The sequence below is a fragment of the Acidovorax sp. GW821-FHT09B03 genome, from assembly GCF_059418305.1.
The window spans coordinates 434,031-446,491 of sequence record NZ_JBWKPP010000002.1; the positions used below are offsets into that span (position 1 = coordinate 434,031).

Consider the following 12,461-nt stretch of genomic DNA (forward strand, 5'->3'; position numbering starts at 1 on the left):
CCAGGTGGCGGGGGCTGCTGCGGGCCCCCCCCCAGCCCGGCTTCAGGCGGCTTTTTTCAGGGCCTTGATGCCCTTGACGGCCTTGAGCACTTCGTCCACGTGGCCGGGGACCTTCAGGCCGCGCCATTCCTGCACCAGGAGGCCGTCGGGGCCGATCAGGAAGGTGCTGCGCTCGATGCCCTTGACCTTCTTGCCGTACATGATCTTGTTCTTGACCACGCCGAACATGTGGCACATCTTCTCTTCGGTGTCGGCGATCAGCTCGAACGGCAGTTCCAGCTTTTCCTTGAAGTCGTCGTGCGACTTCATGTTGTCGCGCGACACGCCGAACACGGCTGCGCCGGCCTTCACGAAATCCTTGTACTTGTCACGGAACTGCATGGCCTCCGTCGTGCAGCCCGGGGTGTTGTCCTTGGGATAGAAGTACAGAACCAGAATTTGGCCAAGGTGGGAGGTGTTGGAGACCTTCAGTCCACCAGTCGCGTTGGCTTCAAATTCAGGGAGGGGTTTGTTGACAACGATCGCCATATCACTTCAATCTCTCAGGATGTAGTCGTTGATAAGCCAGGGGAGTGGGGGTGTTATTGCTTTTGGAAGGCCCCTGACCGCAACCGGAGATTTTACCCTGAAACGGACTCTTTCGCGAATCGCATTCTGTAACCAAAGTACACAGGCTGGAACCTGTTCGGTACCTGGCGATGTCCTGTGCCCCTGTTTTCAGGGCGCTGCCTCCAGCAGCAGGGCCACCACCACGTTGCGGCCTTCGCCTGCCAGGATGTTGTAGGTGCGGCAGGCGGCGGCCGTGTCCATGGTCTCCAGGCCCAGGCGGCGCGCCATCAGCGGTTGCAGCCATGCCGGTGGCGGAAACCGGTTGCGCTGGCCGCTGCCGAAGATGACCAGCTCGGTATCGAGTTTCGCGAGCTCGGCAAAATGCTCGGCCGTGAGGTCTTCGTAGCGCGCGCAGGGCCAGGCCTGGCGCAGCCCGTTCGAGCCGACGATCACGCTGTGGGTGATCTTTTCGCCATCCACCCCGATCCAGCCTGGGCCATAGCCCGTGACGGTTTGTACGTTGGCTTTGTCCGGCTGGAATTTCATGGTGTGCGTCGGGTGCGCGGCGCGGGCCCGGGGGCCCGCCTCGCTGGTGATCTGTGGTCAAATTATAGGTTTCGCCCATTGGCCGGCCCCGTTGGCTGACCCTGGTGCGAACCGCACTTTTTCTCCACCGCACCCTCCAGCGCATGAAAACCGTCCAGAAATCCGCCAAGCTTGCCAACGTCTGCTACGACATCCGGGGCCCGATCATGGACGCGGCCAAGAAGATGGAGGAGGACGGCCACAAGATCATCAAGCTCAACATCGGCAACCTGGCGGTGTTCGGCTTCGACGCGCCCGAAGAGATCCAGCAGGACATGATCCGCAACCTGCCCAATTCGGCCGGCTATTCGGACAGCAAGGGCATCTTCGCGGCCCGCAAGGCGGTGATGCACGAAACGCAAAAGCAGGGCATCAAGGGCGTGGTCCTCGATGACATCTACCTGGGCAACGGCGCCAGCGAGCTGATCGTGATGGCCACCAACGCCCTGCTGGACGACGGTGACGAACTGCTGCTGCCCTCGCCCGATTACCCGCTGTGGACGGCGGCGGCCAGCCTCTCGGGCGGCACGCCCGTGCACTACCTGTGTGAAGAGGCCAACGGCTGGATGCCCGACCTGGCTGACATCCGCGCCAAGATCACGCCGCGCACCAAGGGCATCGTGGTCATCAACCCGAACAACCCCACGGGCGCGCTGTACTCGGACGATTTGCTCAAGGGCATCGTCGCCATCGCGCGCGAGCATGGCCTGGTGATCTTCGCCGACGAGGTCTACGACAAGGTGCTGTACGACGGTGCCACGCACACCGCCATCGGCTCGCTCAGCGAGGACGTGCTCACCCTGACCTTCAACTCGCTGTCCAAGAGCTACCGCTCCTGCGGCTACCGGGCGGGCTGGCTGGTGGTCTCGGGCGACAAGAAGCCGGCGCGCGACTACATCGAGGGCCTGAACATGCTCTCCAACATGCGCCTGTGCGCCAACGTGCCGGGGCAGTGGGCCATCCAGACCGCGCTGGGCGGCCACCAGAGCATCAACGAGCTGGTGTGCGAGGGCGGCCGCCTGCGCAAGCAGCGCGACCTGGCCTACGAATTGATCACCGCCATCCCGGGCGTCACCTGCGTGAAGCCGCGCGCCGCGCTGTACATGTTCCCGCGCCTGGACCCGGCCATCTACCCGATCCAGGACGACCAGCAGTTCTTCCTGGAGCTGCTGCAGGAGACCAAGGTCATGCTGGTGCAGGGCACCGGCTTCAACTGGGCGGCGCCCGACCATTTCCGCATCGTGTTCCTGCCCCACGAGGACGACCTGCGCGACGCCATCGGCCGAGTGGCCCGCTTCCTGGAGCAGTACCGCAAGCGCCAGCAGACCGCGGCTGCCTGAAGCGGCCGGGCCCGCTGACCGACAGGAGACCTGCCCATGCGCAACCGCCTCGCCGCTCGCGTCCTGGCACTGCTCGCCGGCCTGACTGCATTGGTGCCGGTGCAGGCTGCGGACAAGGATCCCGTGGGCTTTAGGCACAAGGACTGGGGCCTGCAGTGCGACAACACCCGGGCCTGCCGGGCCGTGGGCTACCAGGCCGACGCCGGTGATTCCGAACCCGTCTCCATCCGCCTGACCCGCGAGGCCGGGCCCGGCACGCCGGTGCTGGTGGACCTGCAGGTCTCGACCGAGCAGGCCACGCCGGCAGCGCTGAACCTCCAGGTGGGCAAGCTTTCGCTGCCCGGCCTCACGGGCGACATCCCGCGCATTCCTGCTGGCCAGGTGGCGGCGCTGCTGCAGGCGCTGCAGAAGAACGACGAGGCCATCGTCACCGCGGGCAAGGACCGGTGGGTGCTATCGCTCTCCGGTGCCTCCGCCGTGCTGCTCAAGATGGACGAGGCCCAGGGCCGCGTTGGCACGCCGGGCGCCCTGGTCAAGCGCGGCACCCAGGCCGAGTCCTCGGTGCTGGCCGCTGTGCCGGCGCCGGTGGTCCATGCCGTGCGCGCATTGCCCGAACGCAAGGGCGATGCCGCGCTGGCCAAGCCGCTGCTTGCCGCCATCGACGCCAAGGAGGTGGACGAGCGCTGCAATGGCGATCACCCCAAGCCCGCCGACGTGCAGGTACATCGCCTTACCGACCGCAAGGTACTGCTGTCCATCCCCTGTGCCATGGGCGCCTACAATTTCGGTGGACTGAACTGGCTGGCCAACGACCGCCCGCCCTACCAGCCGCAGCAACTCGACGCCGAAGGCGAATTCGATGCGGCAGATGGCTCGATCCGCTCCTCCATGAAGGGACGCGGCATCGGTGACTGCTGGTCCCTCGTGGAATGGCATTTCGACGGCAAAGGCTTCGTGCTGACCGGCGAATCCGGCGACAGCATGTGCCGCGGCTTCGCCGGCGGCGCCTGGCAACTGCCTGTCCGAATCTCCAAGGTGGTCCTGCCCACCAACCCTGTTTCCAAGAAACCCTGATTTTTTATGACCATGAAACCCATCCAAGTAGGCCTGCTGGGCATCGGCACCGTCGGCAGCGGCGTGTTCAACGTACTGCAGCGCAACCAGGAAGAAATCCGCCGCCGCGCGGGCCGCGGCATCGAGATCACCATGGTGGCCGACCTGGACGTGGAGCGCGCACGGGCTGCCGTGGGTGCAGGCATCCAGGTGGTCAACGACGCGCGCGCCATCATCGCCAACCCCGACATCGACATCGTCATTGAGCTCATCGGCGGCTACGGCATCGCGCGTGCGCTGGTGCTCGAGGCCATTGCCGCCGGCAAGCACGTGGTCACCGCCAACAAGGCGCTGCTGGCCGTGCACGGCACCGAGATCTTCGCGGCCGCATCGGCCAAGGGCGTGATGGTGGCCTTCGAGGCCGCCGTGGCCGGTGGCATCCCCATCATCAAGGCACTGCGCGAAGGCCTCACGGCCAACCGCATCCAGTGGATCGCCGGCATCATCAACGGCACCACCAACTTCATCCTGTCCGAGATGCGCAGCAAGGGCCTGGATTTCGACGTGGTGCTCAAGGAAGCGCAGCGCCTGGGCTATGCCGAAGCCGATCCCACCTTCGACATCGAAGGCGTGGACGCTGCCCACAAGGTCACGCTGATGAGCGCGATTGCCTTCGGCATCCCGGTGCAGTTCGACAAGGCCTATGTCGAGGGCATCACCAAGCTCGGCGCGGCCGACATCAAGTACGCCGAGCAGCTGGGCTACCGCATCAAGCTCCTGGGTATCACCAAGCGTGCGGACAAGGGCATCGAGCTGCGCGTGCACCCGAGCCTGGTGCCTTCCAAGCGCCTGATCGCCAACGTCGAGGGCGCCATGAACGCCGTAGTGGTGCAGGGCGACGCCGTGGGCACCACGCTGTACTACGGCAAGGGTGCGGGCAGCGAGCCCACCGCCAGCGCCGTGATCGCCGACCTGGTGGACATCGCCCGCTTGCACACGGCCGACCCCGAGCACCGCGTGCCGCATCTGGCCTTCCAGGCCAACACCTTGACCGATGCCATGGGTACGCTGCCCCTGCTGCCCATGAGCGAAGTGGTCACCAGCTACTACCTGCGCCTGCGCGTGGCCGACCAGGCCGGCGTGCTGGCCAAGGTCACGGGCCTGCTGGCCGAGGCCGGCATCAGCATCGACGCCATGCTGCAGCGCGAAGCCGACGAAGTCGGCGGAGAAGGTTCCACGCAAACGGACCTCATCATCCTCACGCACGAGACGCGCGAAGGCACCATGGACGCCGTGCTGGCCCAGATGCAGGCCCTGCCCACCGTGCTGGCCCCGATCACGCGCATCCGCAAGGAAGAGCTCAACTGACGCAGCCGGCACCCGCGCCCTGAACGCAGACGGAACCCCCATGAAATACCTCAGCACCCGCGGCCATGCAGACCGCAAGCAGTTCTGCGACATCCTTCTCGAAGGCCTGGCGCCCGATGGCGGCCTGTACCTGCCCGAGCACTATCCGCAGGTCGACGACGCCATGCTCACGCGCCTGCGCAAGGCCTACCACGAGCAAGGCTACGCCGAGCTGGCCTTCCAGATCCTGTCGCTGTACATCGACGACATCCCGGCCGCCGACCTGAAGGCACTGTGCGAGAAGACGTACACGGCCGAGGTCTTCGGCACCGGCGAGATCGTGCCCCTGCGCCACCTGGAAAACAGCCTGTGGCTCGAAGGCCTGTCCAACGGCCCCACGCTGGCCTTCAAGGACATGGCCATGCAGCTCCTGGGCAACCTGTTCGAGTACGAACTGGGCCGCCGCGGCGAGGAGCTCAACATCCTCGGCGCCACCAGTGGCGACACCGGCAGCGCGGCCGAATACGCCATGCGCGGCAAGAAGGGCGTGCGCGTCTTCATGACCAGCCCGCACGGCCGCATGAGCGCCTTCCAGCAGGCGCAGATGTTCAGCCTGCAGGACGAGAACATCCACAACATCGCCATCGAAGGCGTGTTCGACGACTGCCAGGACATCGTCAAGGCCGTGAGCAACGACCTGCCCTTCAAGCGCAAGTACAAGATCGGCACCGTCAACTCCATCAACTGGGCGCGCCTGCTGGCGCAGGTGGTCTACTACTTCGCCGGCTACGTGCAGGCTACCGAGACCAACGACCAGCAGGTCAGCTTCACGGTACCGAGCGGCAACTTCGGCAACATCTGCGCGGGCCATGTGGCGCGCTCCATGGGCCTGCCGATCGCGAAACTGGTCCTGGCCACCAACGAGAACGACGTGCTTGACGAGTTCTTCCGCACGGGCGTGTACCGCGTGCGCAGCAGTGCGGACACGCACGAAACATCGAGCCCCTCGATGGACATCAGCAAGGCCAGCAATTTCGAGCGATTCGTGTTCGACCTGCTGGGCCGCGATGGCGCGCGCACCAAGGCCCTGTTCGGCGATGCGCTGAACAAGGAGGGGAAGTTCGACCTGAGCGCTGACCCCCACTTTGCCGAGGCCGCCACCCGCTACGGCTTTGAGAGCGGCAAGAGCACCCATGCCGACCGCCTGGCCACCATCCGCGACAACTTCCAGCGCCATGGCGTGACCATCGATACCCACACTGCCGATGGCGTGAAGGTGGCGCTGGAGCACCACAGTGATCCCGCCGTGCCGATGATCGTGCTGGAGACGGCCCTGCCGATCAAGTTCGCCGAAACCATCGTCGAGGCCCTGGGCCAGGCACCGGACCGGCCCGCGAAGTTCGCCGGCATTGAAGACCTGCCCAAGCGCGTGCAGGTCATGCCGGCCGATGTGCGCCAGGTGCAGGCCTACATCGAGCGCCACTGCCAGTGAGGCACCCCCTGCCCGCCGTGCCATGGGTGCGTCGGGCAATGGGTGCCTGTCGTTCGGGACGCCCTGGGGCGTCCCTGTCGCTCTGTGACGGAGCTTGGTGGACCATGGATGCCATGGCCTTGCGCAGGAGCATGGGATGAAGGTGGTAGGTTTTGCAGGGTTTTCCGGCAGCGGCAAGACCACGCTGGTCGAGCAGCTCATTCCCGAGATGCGGTTGCGCGGTCTGCGGGTCTCGGTGGTCAAGCACGCGCACCACAGCTTCGACATCGACCACGTGGGCAAGGACACCTGGCGCCACCGCGAGGCCGGTGCCTTCGAGGTGGTGGCGGCCTCCGACCGCCGCCTGGCGCTGGTGCGCGAGTTCGAGCGCCCGGCCGAGCTCACCGTGCACCACCTGCTGGCCGAGCTGTACCAGGGCGTGGACTGGGTGCTGGTAGAAGGTTTCAAGGACAGCGACCTGCTCAAGGTCGAGGTCTGGCGCGCTCCCGAGGCCGGCCAGGCACCCAAGCCGGTGCGCTACGCCGAGGACGATTTCGTGGCCGCAGTGGCCACCGACGCGCCGGAGCAACTGCCCGTGCCCACCGGCCTGCCCCTGCTCGACCTGAACGACCCGGCCCAGGTCGTGGACTGGCTGCTGCACTATGCCGAGCGCTTCGAATACGACTGGGACCTGCACCAATGAGACCCCTCACCGCTTTCAAGCCCCTCAAGTCCCTGGCCGACGCACTGGCCGATCTGCTGGAGCGCGCAACGCCGCTGGCAGGCACCGAGACGGTCACCACCTTCGATGCGGACGGCCGGGTGCTGGCCCAGGACGCCGTCTCGTCCCTGCAGGTGCCTCCCAACGACAACAGCTCCATGGACGGCTACGCCGTGCGCCGCGCCGACGTGGCCGCTGCAGGCACGGTGCTGCCCGTGTCGCAGCGCATTGCCGCCGGCAGCGCGGGCGCCCCCCTGCAGCCGGGCACGGCCGCGCGCATCTTTACGGGGGCACCGATCCCCGAAGGCGCCGATGCGGTGCTGATGCAGGAAGACTGCGAAGCCCTGGACGACGGCCGCAGCGTGCGCATCAACACCGTGCCGGCCGCCGGCCAGTGGATACGCCGGGCCGGTGAAGACATCACGCGCGGCGCCGTGGTGCTGTCCGCCGGCACCCGCCTGGCGCCCGCCGAACTGGGCCTGGCGGCGAGCATCGGCCTGCACCAGCTGCAGGTGGCGCGCCGCCCGCGCGTGGCGCTGTTCTCCACCGGCGACGAACTGGTCATGCCGGGGGATGTGCCGCCCGAGCAGATGCGCCCGGGCGCCATCTACAACAGCAACCGTTTCTTCCTGCGCGCCATGCTGCTGCGCCTGGGCTGCGAGGTGACCGACCTGGGCATCGTGCCCGACCGGCGCGATGCGACCGTGCAGGCCCTGCAGCAGGCGAGCGAGGCCCATGACCTGATCCTCACCAGCGGCGGTGTGTCCGTCGGAGAAGAGGACCACATCAAGCCCGCCGTGGAGTCGCTCGGAACGCTGGACCTCTGGCAGATCGCCATGAAGCCGGGCAAGCCCTTCGCCTACGGGCGGGTCGGCAACGCCCACTTCATGGGGCTGCCGGGCAACCCGGTGTCGAGCTTTCTGACCTTCGCGCTGCTGGTGCGGCCCTTTCTGTTGCGCCTGCAGGGCGTGCCGGCCGTGGCTCCGCGCGCGCTGCCCGCCACGGCGCATTTCGCCTGGCCCCGGGCCGACAAGCGCCGGGAGTTCCTGCGCGTGCGGCACAACGCAGAGGGCGGGCTGGACCTGTTTTCCAACCAGAGCTCGAGCGTGCTCACGTCTGCTGCCTGGGGCGACGGCGTGGTGGACAACCCTGCCGGCCAGACGATCGCACCGGGCGATACGGTGCAATTCATTGCCTTTGCGGAGCTGCTGGGATGAAAGTCACTGTGCGCTATTTCGCCTCCATCCGCGAGGCCATCGGCGAAGGCAGCGAGGCGGTGGACACCGCTGCTGCCACCCTGGGCGGGCTGCGCGACGAATTGATTGCGCGCGGCGGCGCCCATGCCGCCAGCCTGGCCCGCGGGCGGGCCGTGCGCATGGCGCTCGGCCAGGTGATGAGCGGTGAGGCCGCCGCCCTGCACGAAGGCGCCGAAGTGGCGTTCTTCCCGCCGGTCACGGGCGGTTGATCCCTTCCTTGGCTACAGCGCCAGCAGGCGCTGCACCAGGGCTGGCGAGGCCACCATCATGGGTGCGCGCAGTTCATTGCGCATCTCTCCGGCGTGCGCCAGCATGGCCTTGAGCGGGGCGGGGTTGGGTTCGGCAAAGCAGGCCTCGATCCATGGTTGCAGGGCCTGCCATGCGCGGCGGGCCTGGGGCAGATCGCCCCCGCGCAGCAAGCCCACCAGTTCCACAAACTGCGCCGTCTGCCAGTGCGCGCAGGCAGAGATGGCGCCGGAGCCGCCCAGCGCCAGCGTGTTGAAGATTTGCGCGTCTTCACCGGTCAACACCTGGAGGCGGCCATCCGCGATCAGGGCCTGCGTCTTGGCAGAGCTGCCACCGCAGTCCTTGATGGCCTGGATGCGGGGGTGTGCCGCCAGTGCCAGCAGCGTCTCGGTGGTGAGCGTGGCGCCCGTGCGGTAGGGAATGTCGTAGAGGACCACAGGCACCGCGCTGGCGTCGGCGATGGCGCGGAACCAGTGCAGAAGGCCGTCTTGTGACGGGCGGATGTAGTGCGGTGCGGACACCAGCAGACCCGCCAGCGGGTAGCGCGCCAGGGCCTGCACCCGGTCGAGCACCTGGCCCTGGTGGTAGCCCGAGACACCCATCACCACGGGCAGGCCGCGAGCGGCTTCGAGCACGGTTTCCAGCACCTGCAACTGTTCGGCCTTGTCCAGGGCTGCGGCCTCGCCGGTGGAGCCGCAGGCGACGAACCCTGAGACGCCTTCGGCGCGCAACCGGGCTGTCAGGGTGGCCAGGGCCGGGTGGTCCACCGCGCCGTCCTTGAACGGTGTGACCAGGGCGATCCAAAGGCCGCTGAAGACAGGGTGGGCGGGGTGGTTGGCTGCCGCAGGTACGGCAGCCGTGGCAAATGTCAGGGGGGACATGCGAAAACATCCTTTCAGGTTCGACCAAGGGAAGAACCGCCAGGCTGCGCGCGCGGAATACCGGGAGAGAAAGGAGAGAGGGGAAGAGGGAGCTGTCTTTCTGCCAGGGGTTCCGTCGCTCATCCGGACGGAACCACAGCTCCGGTCAGATGAGCTCTGGTTTTTTGGCTTTGACCACGCGCTGCACGGCCACCGCAGGTGCGGTGTTCAGGGCCAGGGTGCAGTGGGTGGTCATGGCGCGCAGTATAGCGGCAAGAACCGGAGCCCGTGCAAGGGTCTGTGCGTCAGCCAGCCTGCGGGGCCGGCTCGGCAGGGGGCAGCAGCTCGGGGCATTGCCAGACCAGCAACTCGGCCAGGCGCGTCACGATCCAGGTCGCCTCGGGCACGGACACGCCCGATTCGCCCGTGCACAGCCCGGCATGGATGCGCCGCAGGATCTCGGTTTCGGAGGGTGCCTGCACGTGGTAGAGCGTCTGCGCATGCTCCACCAGGTGCCCGGCCAGGTCTTCGCACAGCTCGTAGCGCGTGCGCACCACGCTGGCCGGCTCGCGCAGGCGCTGGCGGGCATCGCTGTACACGGCCATGAAAGAAGGGGGAACGTGGATCTGGTTGTCGTCGTCGTGCATGGCAGGGAGGCGGGAGAGAAGGGTCAGTTCGCCGTGGCGGCGGCAGTGCCGGCACGCCGCGCGCCGCGAAAGCGCTTGCCGTACTCGATCATGGGCTGCTCCACGGTGTAGTACAGCCCTGTGGCCAGCAGCAGGGCGGCCACCACGACCGCGAGGTGGGCACCCGCTCCCGACCATTGCAGGTTGACATAGACCACGAGCATCACCTTGGCATGGACGAGGTACAGCGAGTACGAAATCTTGCCGATGTAGCGCGCCAGCACGTCCTGGATGGGCGGCAGCTTGAGCAGCAGGATGAACACGCAGGCCAGGCCCACGGCCGCCAGCGGCTGCGGCGCGAGGCCCACGACCACCTGCCACTGCGACCACAGCACGATCAGCAGCAGAGCCACGGGCCACAGGATGCTGCTGGGGATGCGCTTGAGCACCGCCTCGTACCGATAGATCACCGTGCCCATCACGAAGAAGTACAGGTAGCCCACGATGTTGGACTTGATCAGCGCATGCTGCAGCACGGGCGAGAACTCCAGGCCGAGGCGGCGTGCCTGGCCCAGGTACAGGAAGTCGAGCGCACCGGTGTTGGCCGTCTTGATCCAGGCGACGGACAGCAGGGTGGACAGGGCCAGCACGCCCAGCCAGAAATGCCGCCAGCGCAGCCGGTGCGCCACCAGGGCCAGCACCGGCACGATGGCGTACCAGAACAGCTCCACCGTGAGCGTCCAGCCCACGTGCACGCGGTCGAAGTACAGGCTGCTGCGCACGGACAGCTGCTGCAGGTTCAGCAGGTTGAGCAGGAAATGCGGGTAGTCGCTGACCACCAGCTGCCGAAAGCCGGGGACCAGTGCCATCTCGACCAGCACGATGCCCACCAGGGCCACCCAGTACACCGGGAAGATGCGAAAGAACCGGGCCTTGGCATAGTCGCCCAGGGAGTTGCGCTCGGCGCTCTGGATGATGAGGTAGCCCGAGATCAGGAAGAACAGCTGCACGCCGATGCCGCCGCCATCGGGGCCGAACAGCGGCACCGGGATGCCGGAGTAGGCCGCAAAGTGGTGCAGCGCCACCGAGAGGATGGCGCAGGCGCGCAGGACATCGATGTTGTTGTCGTGTTCTACCGATTGCAGGCGCTGCGTGATGTCTGAAAATTTCATGGAAAGGAGGTCGTTCCGCCCGCCCGGGACGGGTTGGCGACCCGGGGGGACGCCGTTGGAATCAAGGGTGGGCGACAGGCCTGGCGGCTCAGTCGGGGGTGAACAGGCGCTCGAACTTCGCCCGGTCAGCGTCCAGCTCGAAGGTCACCACCTGGCCCATCTTCATGTCCGACAGCCGGCAGGCAGCGAACAGCGTGGTCTTGCCCGACAGGTCCATGCTGTCCAGGTCCACCAGGGCATAGGGGTAGGGCACGAACACCTCGTGCGTGAAGATATCCTTCGTGCGGTTGCGCGGCGAGGGGTAGAGCTTGTATTTTTCGGTGGTGATGGTTTGTGTGGCCATGGGGGGTACAGTTCTGCCGGATGCTACAGACAATCGACCTCTTTTTTCAGAAAAAACAGATCCATGGCAAAACCCAAGAGTGAATGGCCCACGAAGGTACTGGCGTTGATCCAGTCCGGCAACCACCCGGCGGCCATTGCGCAGGTGAAAGTGGCCCCGACGGTGACCGACGTCACGCGTTTGCAGGCCCTGGTGGCCAAGCTGCCGCGCACGCCCGCACTCGTACAACTGGAAAAAGTGCTGGAAGAGGAGCGCGCCCTGCTGGCCGCCCCCCGCCTGCACCGCTCGCCATGACGTCGCCCCAGGCATGCAGCGTCTCCATCCAGACGGAAGACTTCGATCTGTCCGCCGAGGTGGCTGCGCTGCGCCACGGAGACCGCCGCGTGGGCGCGGTGTGCGCCTTCGTGGGCACGGTGCGCGACCGCAACGATGGCGATGACGTGGCCTCCCTGGAACTGGAACATTACCCGGGCATGACCGAGAAGTCCATTGCCGCGATGGTCGATGCGGCCTTCGGGCGCTTCGAGCTCTTCGGCGTGCGCGTGATCCACCGGGTGGGGCTGCTGCAGCCGCTAGACCAGATCGTGCTGGTCGCGGTCACCAGTGCCCACAGGGGCCAGAGTTTCGAGGCCTGCGAGTTCCTGATGGACTACCTCAAGACCCAGGCGCCGTTCTGGAAGAAGGAGGTCACGCCGGCGGGCGCGCGCTGGGTCGATGCGCGCGTGAGCGACGACGCGGCCCTGGCCCGGTGGGGCATTGCTGCGGACAACGTGGATATGTAAATGTTGGTAATTTTGTGCGCTGCGCTGCAGAAGCGGGTGCGCAAGAGGGGGGAAAAAGTGCCGCCGCAGGCCTGCCCATCCCCCGGGATGCTTGAAATGGCCTCCGAAAG

Annotated in this window: 15 protein-coding genes; 9 read left to right on the top strand and 6 right to left on the bottom strand. The window is 66.6% G+C overall.

Annotated elements, in window-relative coordinates:
- Nucleotides 1-42: 42 nt before the first annotated feature.
- Entirely contained in the window at nt 43-528 is a 486-nt protein-coding gene (locus AC07PA_RS05315) for a peroxiredoxin (protein WP_007849039.1), read from the bottom strand.
- A 189-nt stretch (nt 529-717) separates the two neighbouring features.
- Nucleotides 718-1,095, bottom strand: a complete 378-nt coding sequence (locus tag AC07PA_RS05320; RefSeq protein WP_007849042.1) for an Mth938-like domain-containing protein — start codon at nt 1,093-1,095, stop codon at nt 718-720.
- 143 nt (nt 1,096-1,238) lie between these two features.
- On the opposite strand from AC07PA_RS05320, the gene AC07PA_RS05325 reads away from it, so the two are divergent.
- The 7 genes from AC07PA_RS05325 (at nt 1,239) to AC07PA_RS05355 (ending at nt 8,531) form a co-directional block, all read left to right on the top strand.
- Nucleotides 1,239-2,474 carry a pyridoxal phosphate-dependent aminotransferase gene (locus tag AC07PA_RS05325; protein ID WP_494604647.1) on the top strand — a complete coding sequence of 412 codons (1,236 nt, stop codon included), beginning with the start codon at nt 1,239-1,241 and terminating at the stop codon, nt 2,472-2,474.
- A gap of 36 nt (nt 2,475-2,510) precedes the next feature.
- A complete protein-coding gene (locus AC07PA_RS05330; protein WP_494604649.1) occupies nt 2,511-3,548 on the top strand; it encodes a DUF1176 domain-containing protein in 1,038 nt (345 codons plus the stop codon).
- Nucleotides 3,549-3,560: 12 nt separating this feature from the next.
- Nucleotides 3,561-4,895 (top strand): homoserine dehydrogenase, encoded by a 1,335-nt coding sequence (locus AC07PA_RS05335; RefSeq protein ID WP_007849047.1) that lies wholly within the window; start codon nt 3,561-3,563, stop codon nt 4,893-4,895.
- A 40-nt stretch (nt 4,896-4,935) separates the two neighbouring features.
- Nucleotides 4,936-6,366, top strand: coding sequence for a threonine synthase (thrC, locus tag AC07PA_RS05340; RefSeq protein ID WP_494604651.1), 1,431 nt, complete (start codon nt 4,936-4,938; stop codon nt 6,364-6,366).
- 136 nt (nt 6,367-6,502) lie between these two features.
- Complete coding sequence (gene mobB / locus AC07PA_RS05345; RefSeq protein WP_145696889.1) at nt 6,503-7,048, top strand: molybdopterin-guanine dinucleotide biosynthesis protein B; 546 nt, start codon at nt 6,503-6,505, stop codon at nt 7,046-7,048.
- Nucleotides 7,045-8,283 carry a molybdopterin molybdotransferase MoeA gene (locus tag AC07PA_RS05350; protein ID WP_494604653.1) on the top strand — a complete coding sequence of 413 codons (1,239 nt, stop codon included), beginning with the start codon at nt 7,045-7,047 and terminating at the stop codon, nt 8,281-8,283. Before mobB ends, AC07PA_RS05350 begins: the two co-directional genes overlap by 4 nt.
- Nucleotides 8,280-8,531, top strand: coding sequence for a MoaD/ThiS family protein (locus AC07PA_RS05355; protein ID WP_494604655.1), 252 nt, complete (start codon nt 8,280-8,282; stop codon nt 8,529-8,531). The genes AC07PA_RS05350 and AC07PA_RS05355 overlap by 4 nt, the downstream gene beginning before the upstream one ends.
- Before the next feature lie 12 nt (nt 8,532-8,543).
- Here AC07PA_RS05355 and dapA read toward each other — a convergent pair whose 3' ends face one another.
- The 4 genes from dapA to AC07PA_RS05375 form a co-directional block, all read right to left on the bottom strand.
- Nucleotides 8,544-9,449, bottom strand: coding sequence for a 4-hydroxy-tetrahydrodipicolinate synthase (dapA, locus tag AC07PA_RS05360; protein ID WP_494604657.1), 906 nt, complete (start codon nt 9,447-9,449; stop codon nt 8,544-8,546).
- 284 nt (nt 9,450-9,733) lie between these two features.
- A complete protein-coding gene (locus AC07PA_RS05365) occupies nt 9,734-10,075 on the bottom strand; it encodes a hypothetical protein (RefSeq protein ID WP_007849063.1) in 342 nt (113 codons plus the stop codon).
- 23 nt (nt 10,076-10,098) lie between these two features.
- Nucleotides 10,099-11,226, bottom strand: a complete 1,128-nt coding sequence (locus AC07PA_RS05370) for an acyltransferase family protein (protein ID WP_494604659.1) — start codon at nt 11,224-11,226, stop codon at nt 10,099-10,101.
- Between the two features lie 88 nt (nt 11,227-11,314).
- Nucleotides 11,315-11,569, bottom strand: coding sequence for a hypothetical protein (locus tag AC07PA_RS05375; RefSeq protein WP_145696895.1), 255 nt, complete (start codon nt 11,567-11,569; stop codon nt 11,315-11,317).
- A 63-nt stretch (nt 11,570-11,632) separates the two neighbouring features.
- Between AC07PA_RS05375 and AC07PA_RS05380 the strand changes: the two genes are divergently transcribed.
- Nucleotides 11,633-11,863 (top strand): hypothetical protein, encoded by a 231-nt coding sequence (locus AC07PA_RS05380; RefSeq protein ID WP_007849068.1) that lies wholly within the window; start codon nt 11,633-11,635, stop codon nt 11,861-11,863.
- A complete protein-coding gene (locus AC07PA_RS05385) occupies nt 11,860-12,351 on the top strand; it encodes a molybdenum cofactor biosynthesis protein MoaE (RefSeq protein WP_145696896.1) in 492 nt (163 codons plus the stop codon). Before AC07PA_RS05380 ends, AC07PA_RS05385 begins: the two co-directional genes overlap by 4 nt.
- Nucleotides 12,352-12,461 lie beyond the last annotated feature (110 nt).

Excerpts from the sequence above, each read along its gene's own strand:
- AC07PA_RS05315 (WP_007849039.1), bottom strand. The coding sequence starts at position 528 with ATGGCGATCGTTGTCAACAAACCCCTCCCTGAATTTGAAGCCAACGCG.
- AC07PA_RS05320 (WP_007849042.1), bottom strand. The coding sequence starts at position 1,095 with ATGAAATTCCAGCCGGACAAAGCCAACGTACAAACCGTCACGGGCTAT.
- AC07PA_RS05325 (WP_494604647.1), top strand. The coding sequence starts at position 1,239 with ATGAAAACCGTCCAGAAATCCGCCAAGCTTGCCAACGTCTGCTACGAC.
- AC07PA_RS05330 (WP_494604649.1), top strand. The coding sequence starts at position 2,511 with ATGCGCAACCGCCTCGCCGCTCGCGTCCTGGCACTGCTCGCCGGCCTG.
- AC07PA_RS05335 (WP_007849047.1), top strand. The coding sequence starts at position 3,561 with ATGAAACCCATCCAAGTAGGCCTGCTGGGCATCGGCACCGTCGGCAGC.
- thrC (WP_494604651.1), top strand. The coding sequence starts at position 4,936 with ATGAAATACCTCAGCACCCGCGGCCATGCAGACCGCAAGCAGTTCTGC.
- mobB (WP_145696889.1), top strand. The coding sequence starts at position 6,503 with ATGAAGGTGGTAGGTTTTGCAGGGTTTTCCGGCAGCGGCAAGACCACG.
- AC07PA_RS05350 (WP_494604653.1), top strand. The coding sequence starts at position 7,045 with ATGAGACCCCTCACCGCTTTCAAGCCCCTCAAGTCCCTGGCCGACGCA.
- AC07PA_RS05355 (WP_494604655.1), top strand. The coding sequence starts at position 8,280 with ATGAAAGTCACTGTGCGCTATTTCGCCTCCATCCGCGAGGCCATCGGC.
- dapA (WP_494604657.1), bottom strand. The coding sequence starts at position 9,449 with ATGTCCCCCCTGACATTTGCCACGGCTGCCGTACCTGCGGCAGCCAAC.
- AC07PA_RS05365 (WP_007849063.1), bottom strand. The coding sequence starts at position 10,075 with ATGCACGACGACGACAACCAGATCCACGTTCCCCCTTCTTTCATGGCC.
- AC07PA_RS05370 (WP_494604659.1), bottom strand. The coding sequence starts at position 11,226 with ATGAAATTTTCAGACATCACGCAGCGCCTGCAATCGGTAGAACACGAC.
- AC07PA_RS05375 (WP_145696895.1), bottom strand. The coding sequence starts at position 11,569 with ATGGCCACACAAACCATCACCACCGAAAAATACAAGCTCTACCCCTCG.
- AC07PA_RS05380 (WP_007849068.1), top strand. The coding sequence starts at position 11,633 with ATGGCAAAACCCAAGAGTGAATGGCCCACGAAGGTACTGGCGTTGATC.
- AC07PA_RS05385 (WP_145696896.1), top strand. The coding sequence starts at position 11,860 with ATGACGTCGCCCCAGGCATGCAGCGTCTCCATCCAGACGGAAGACTTC.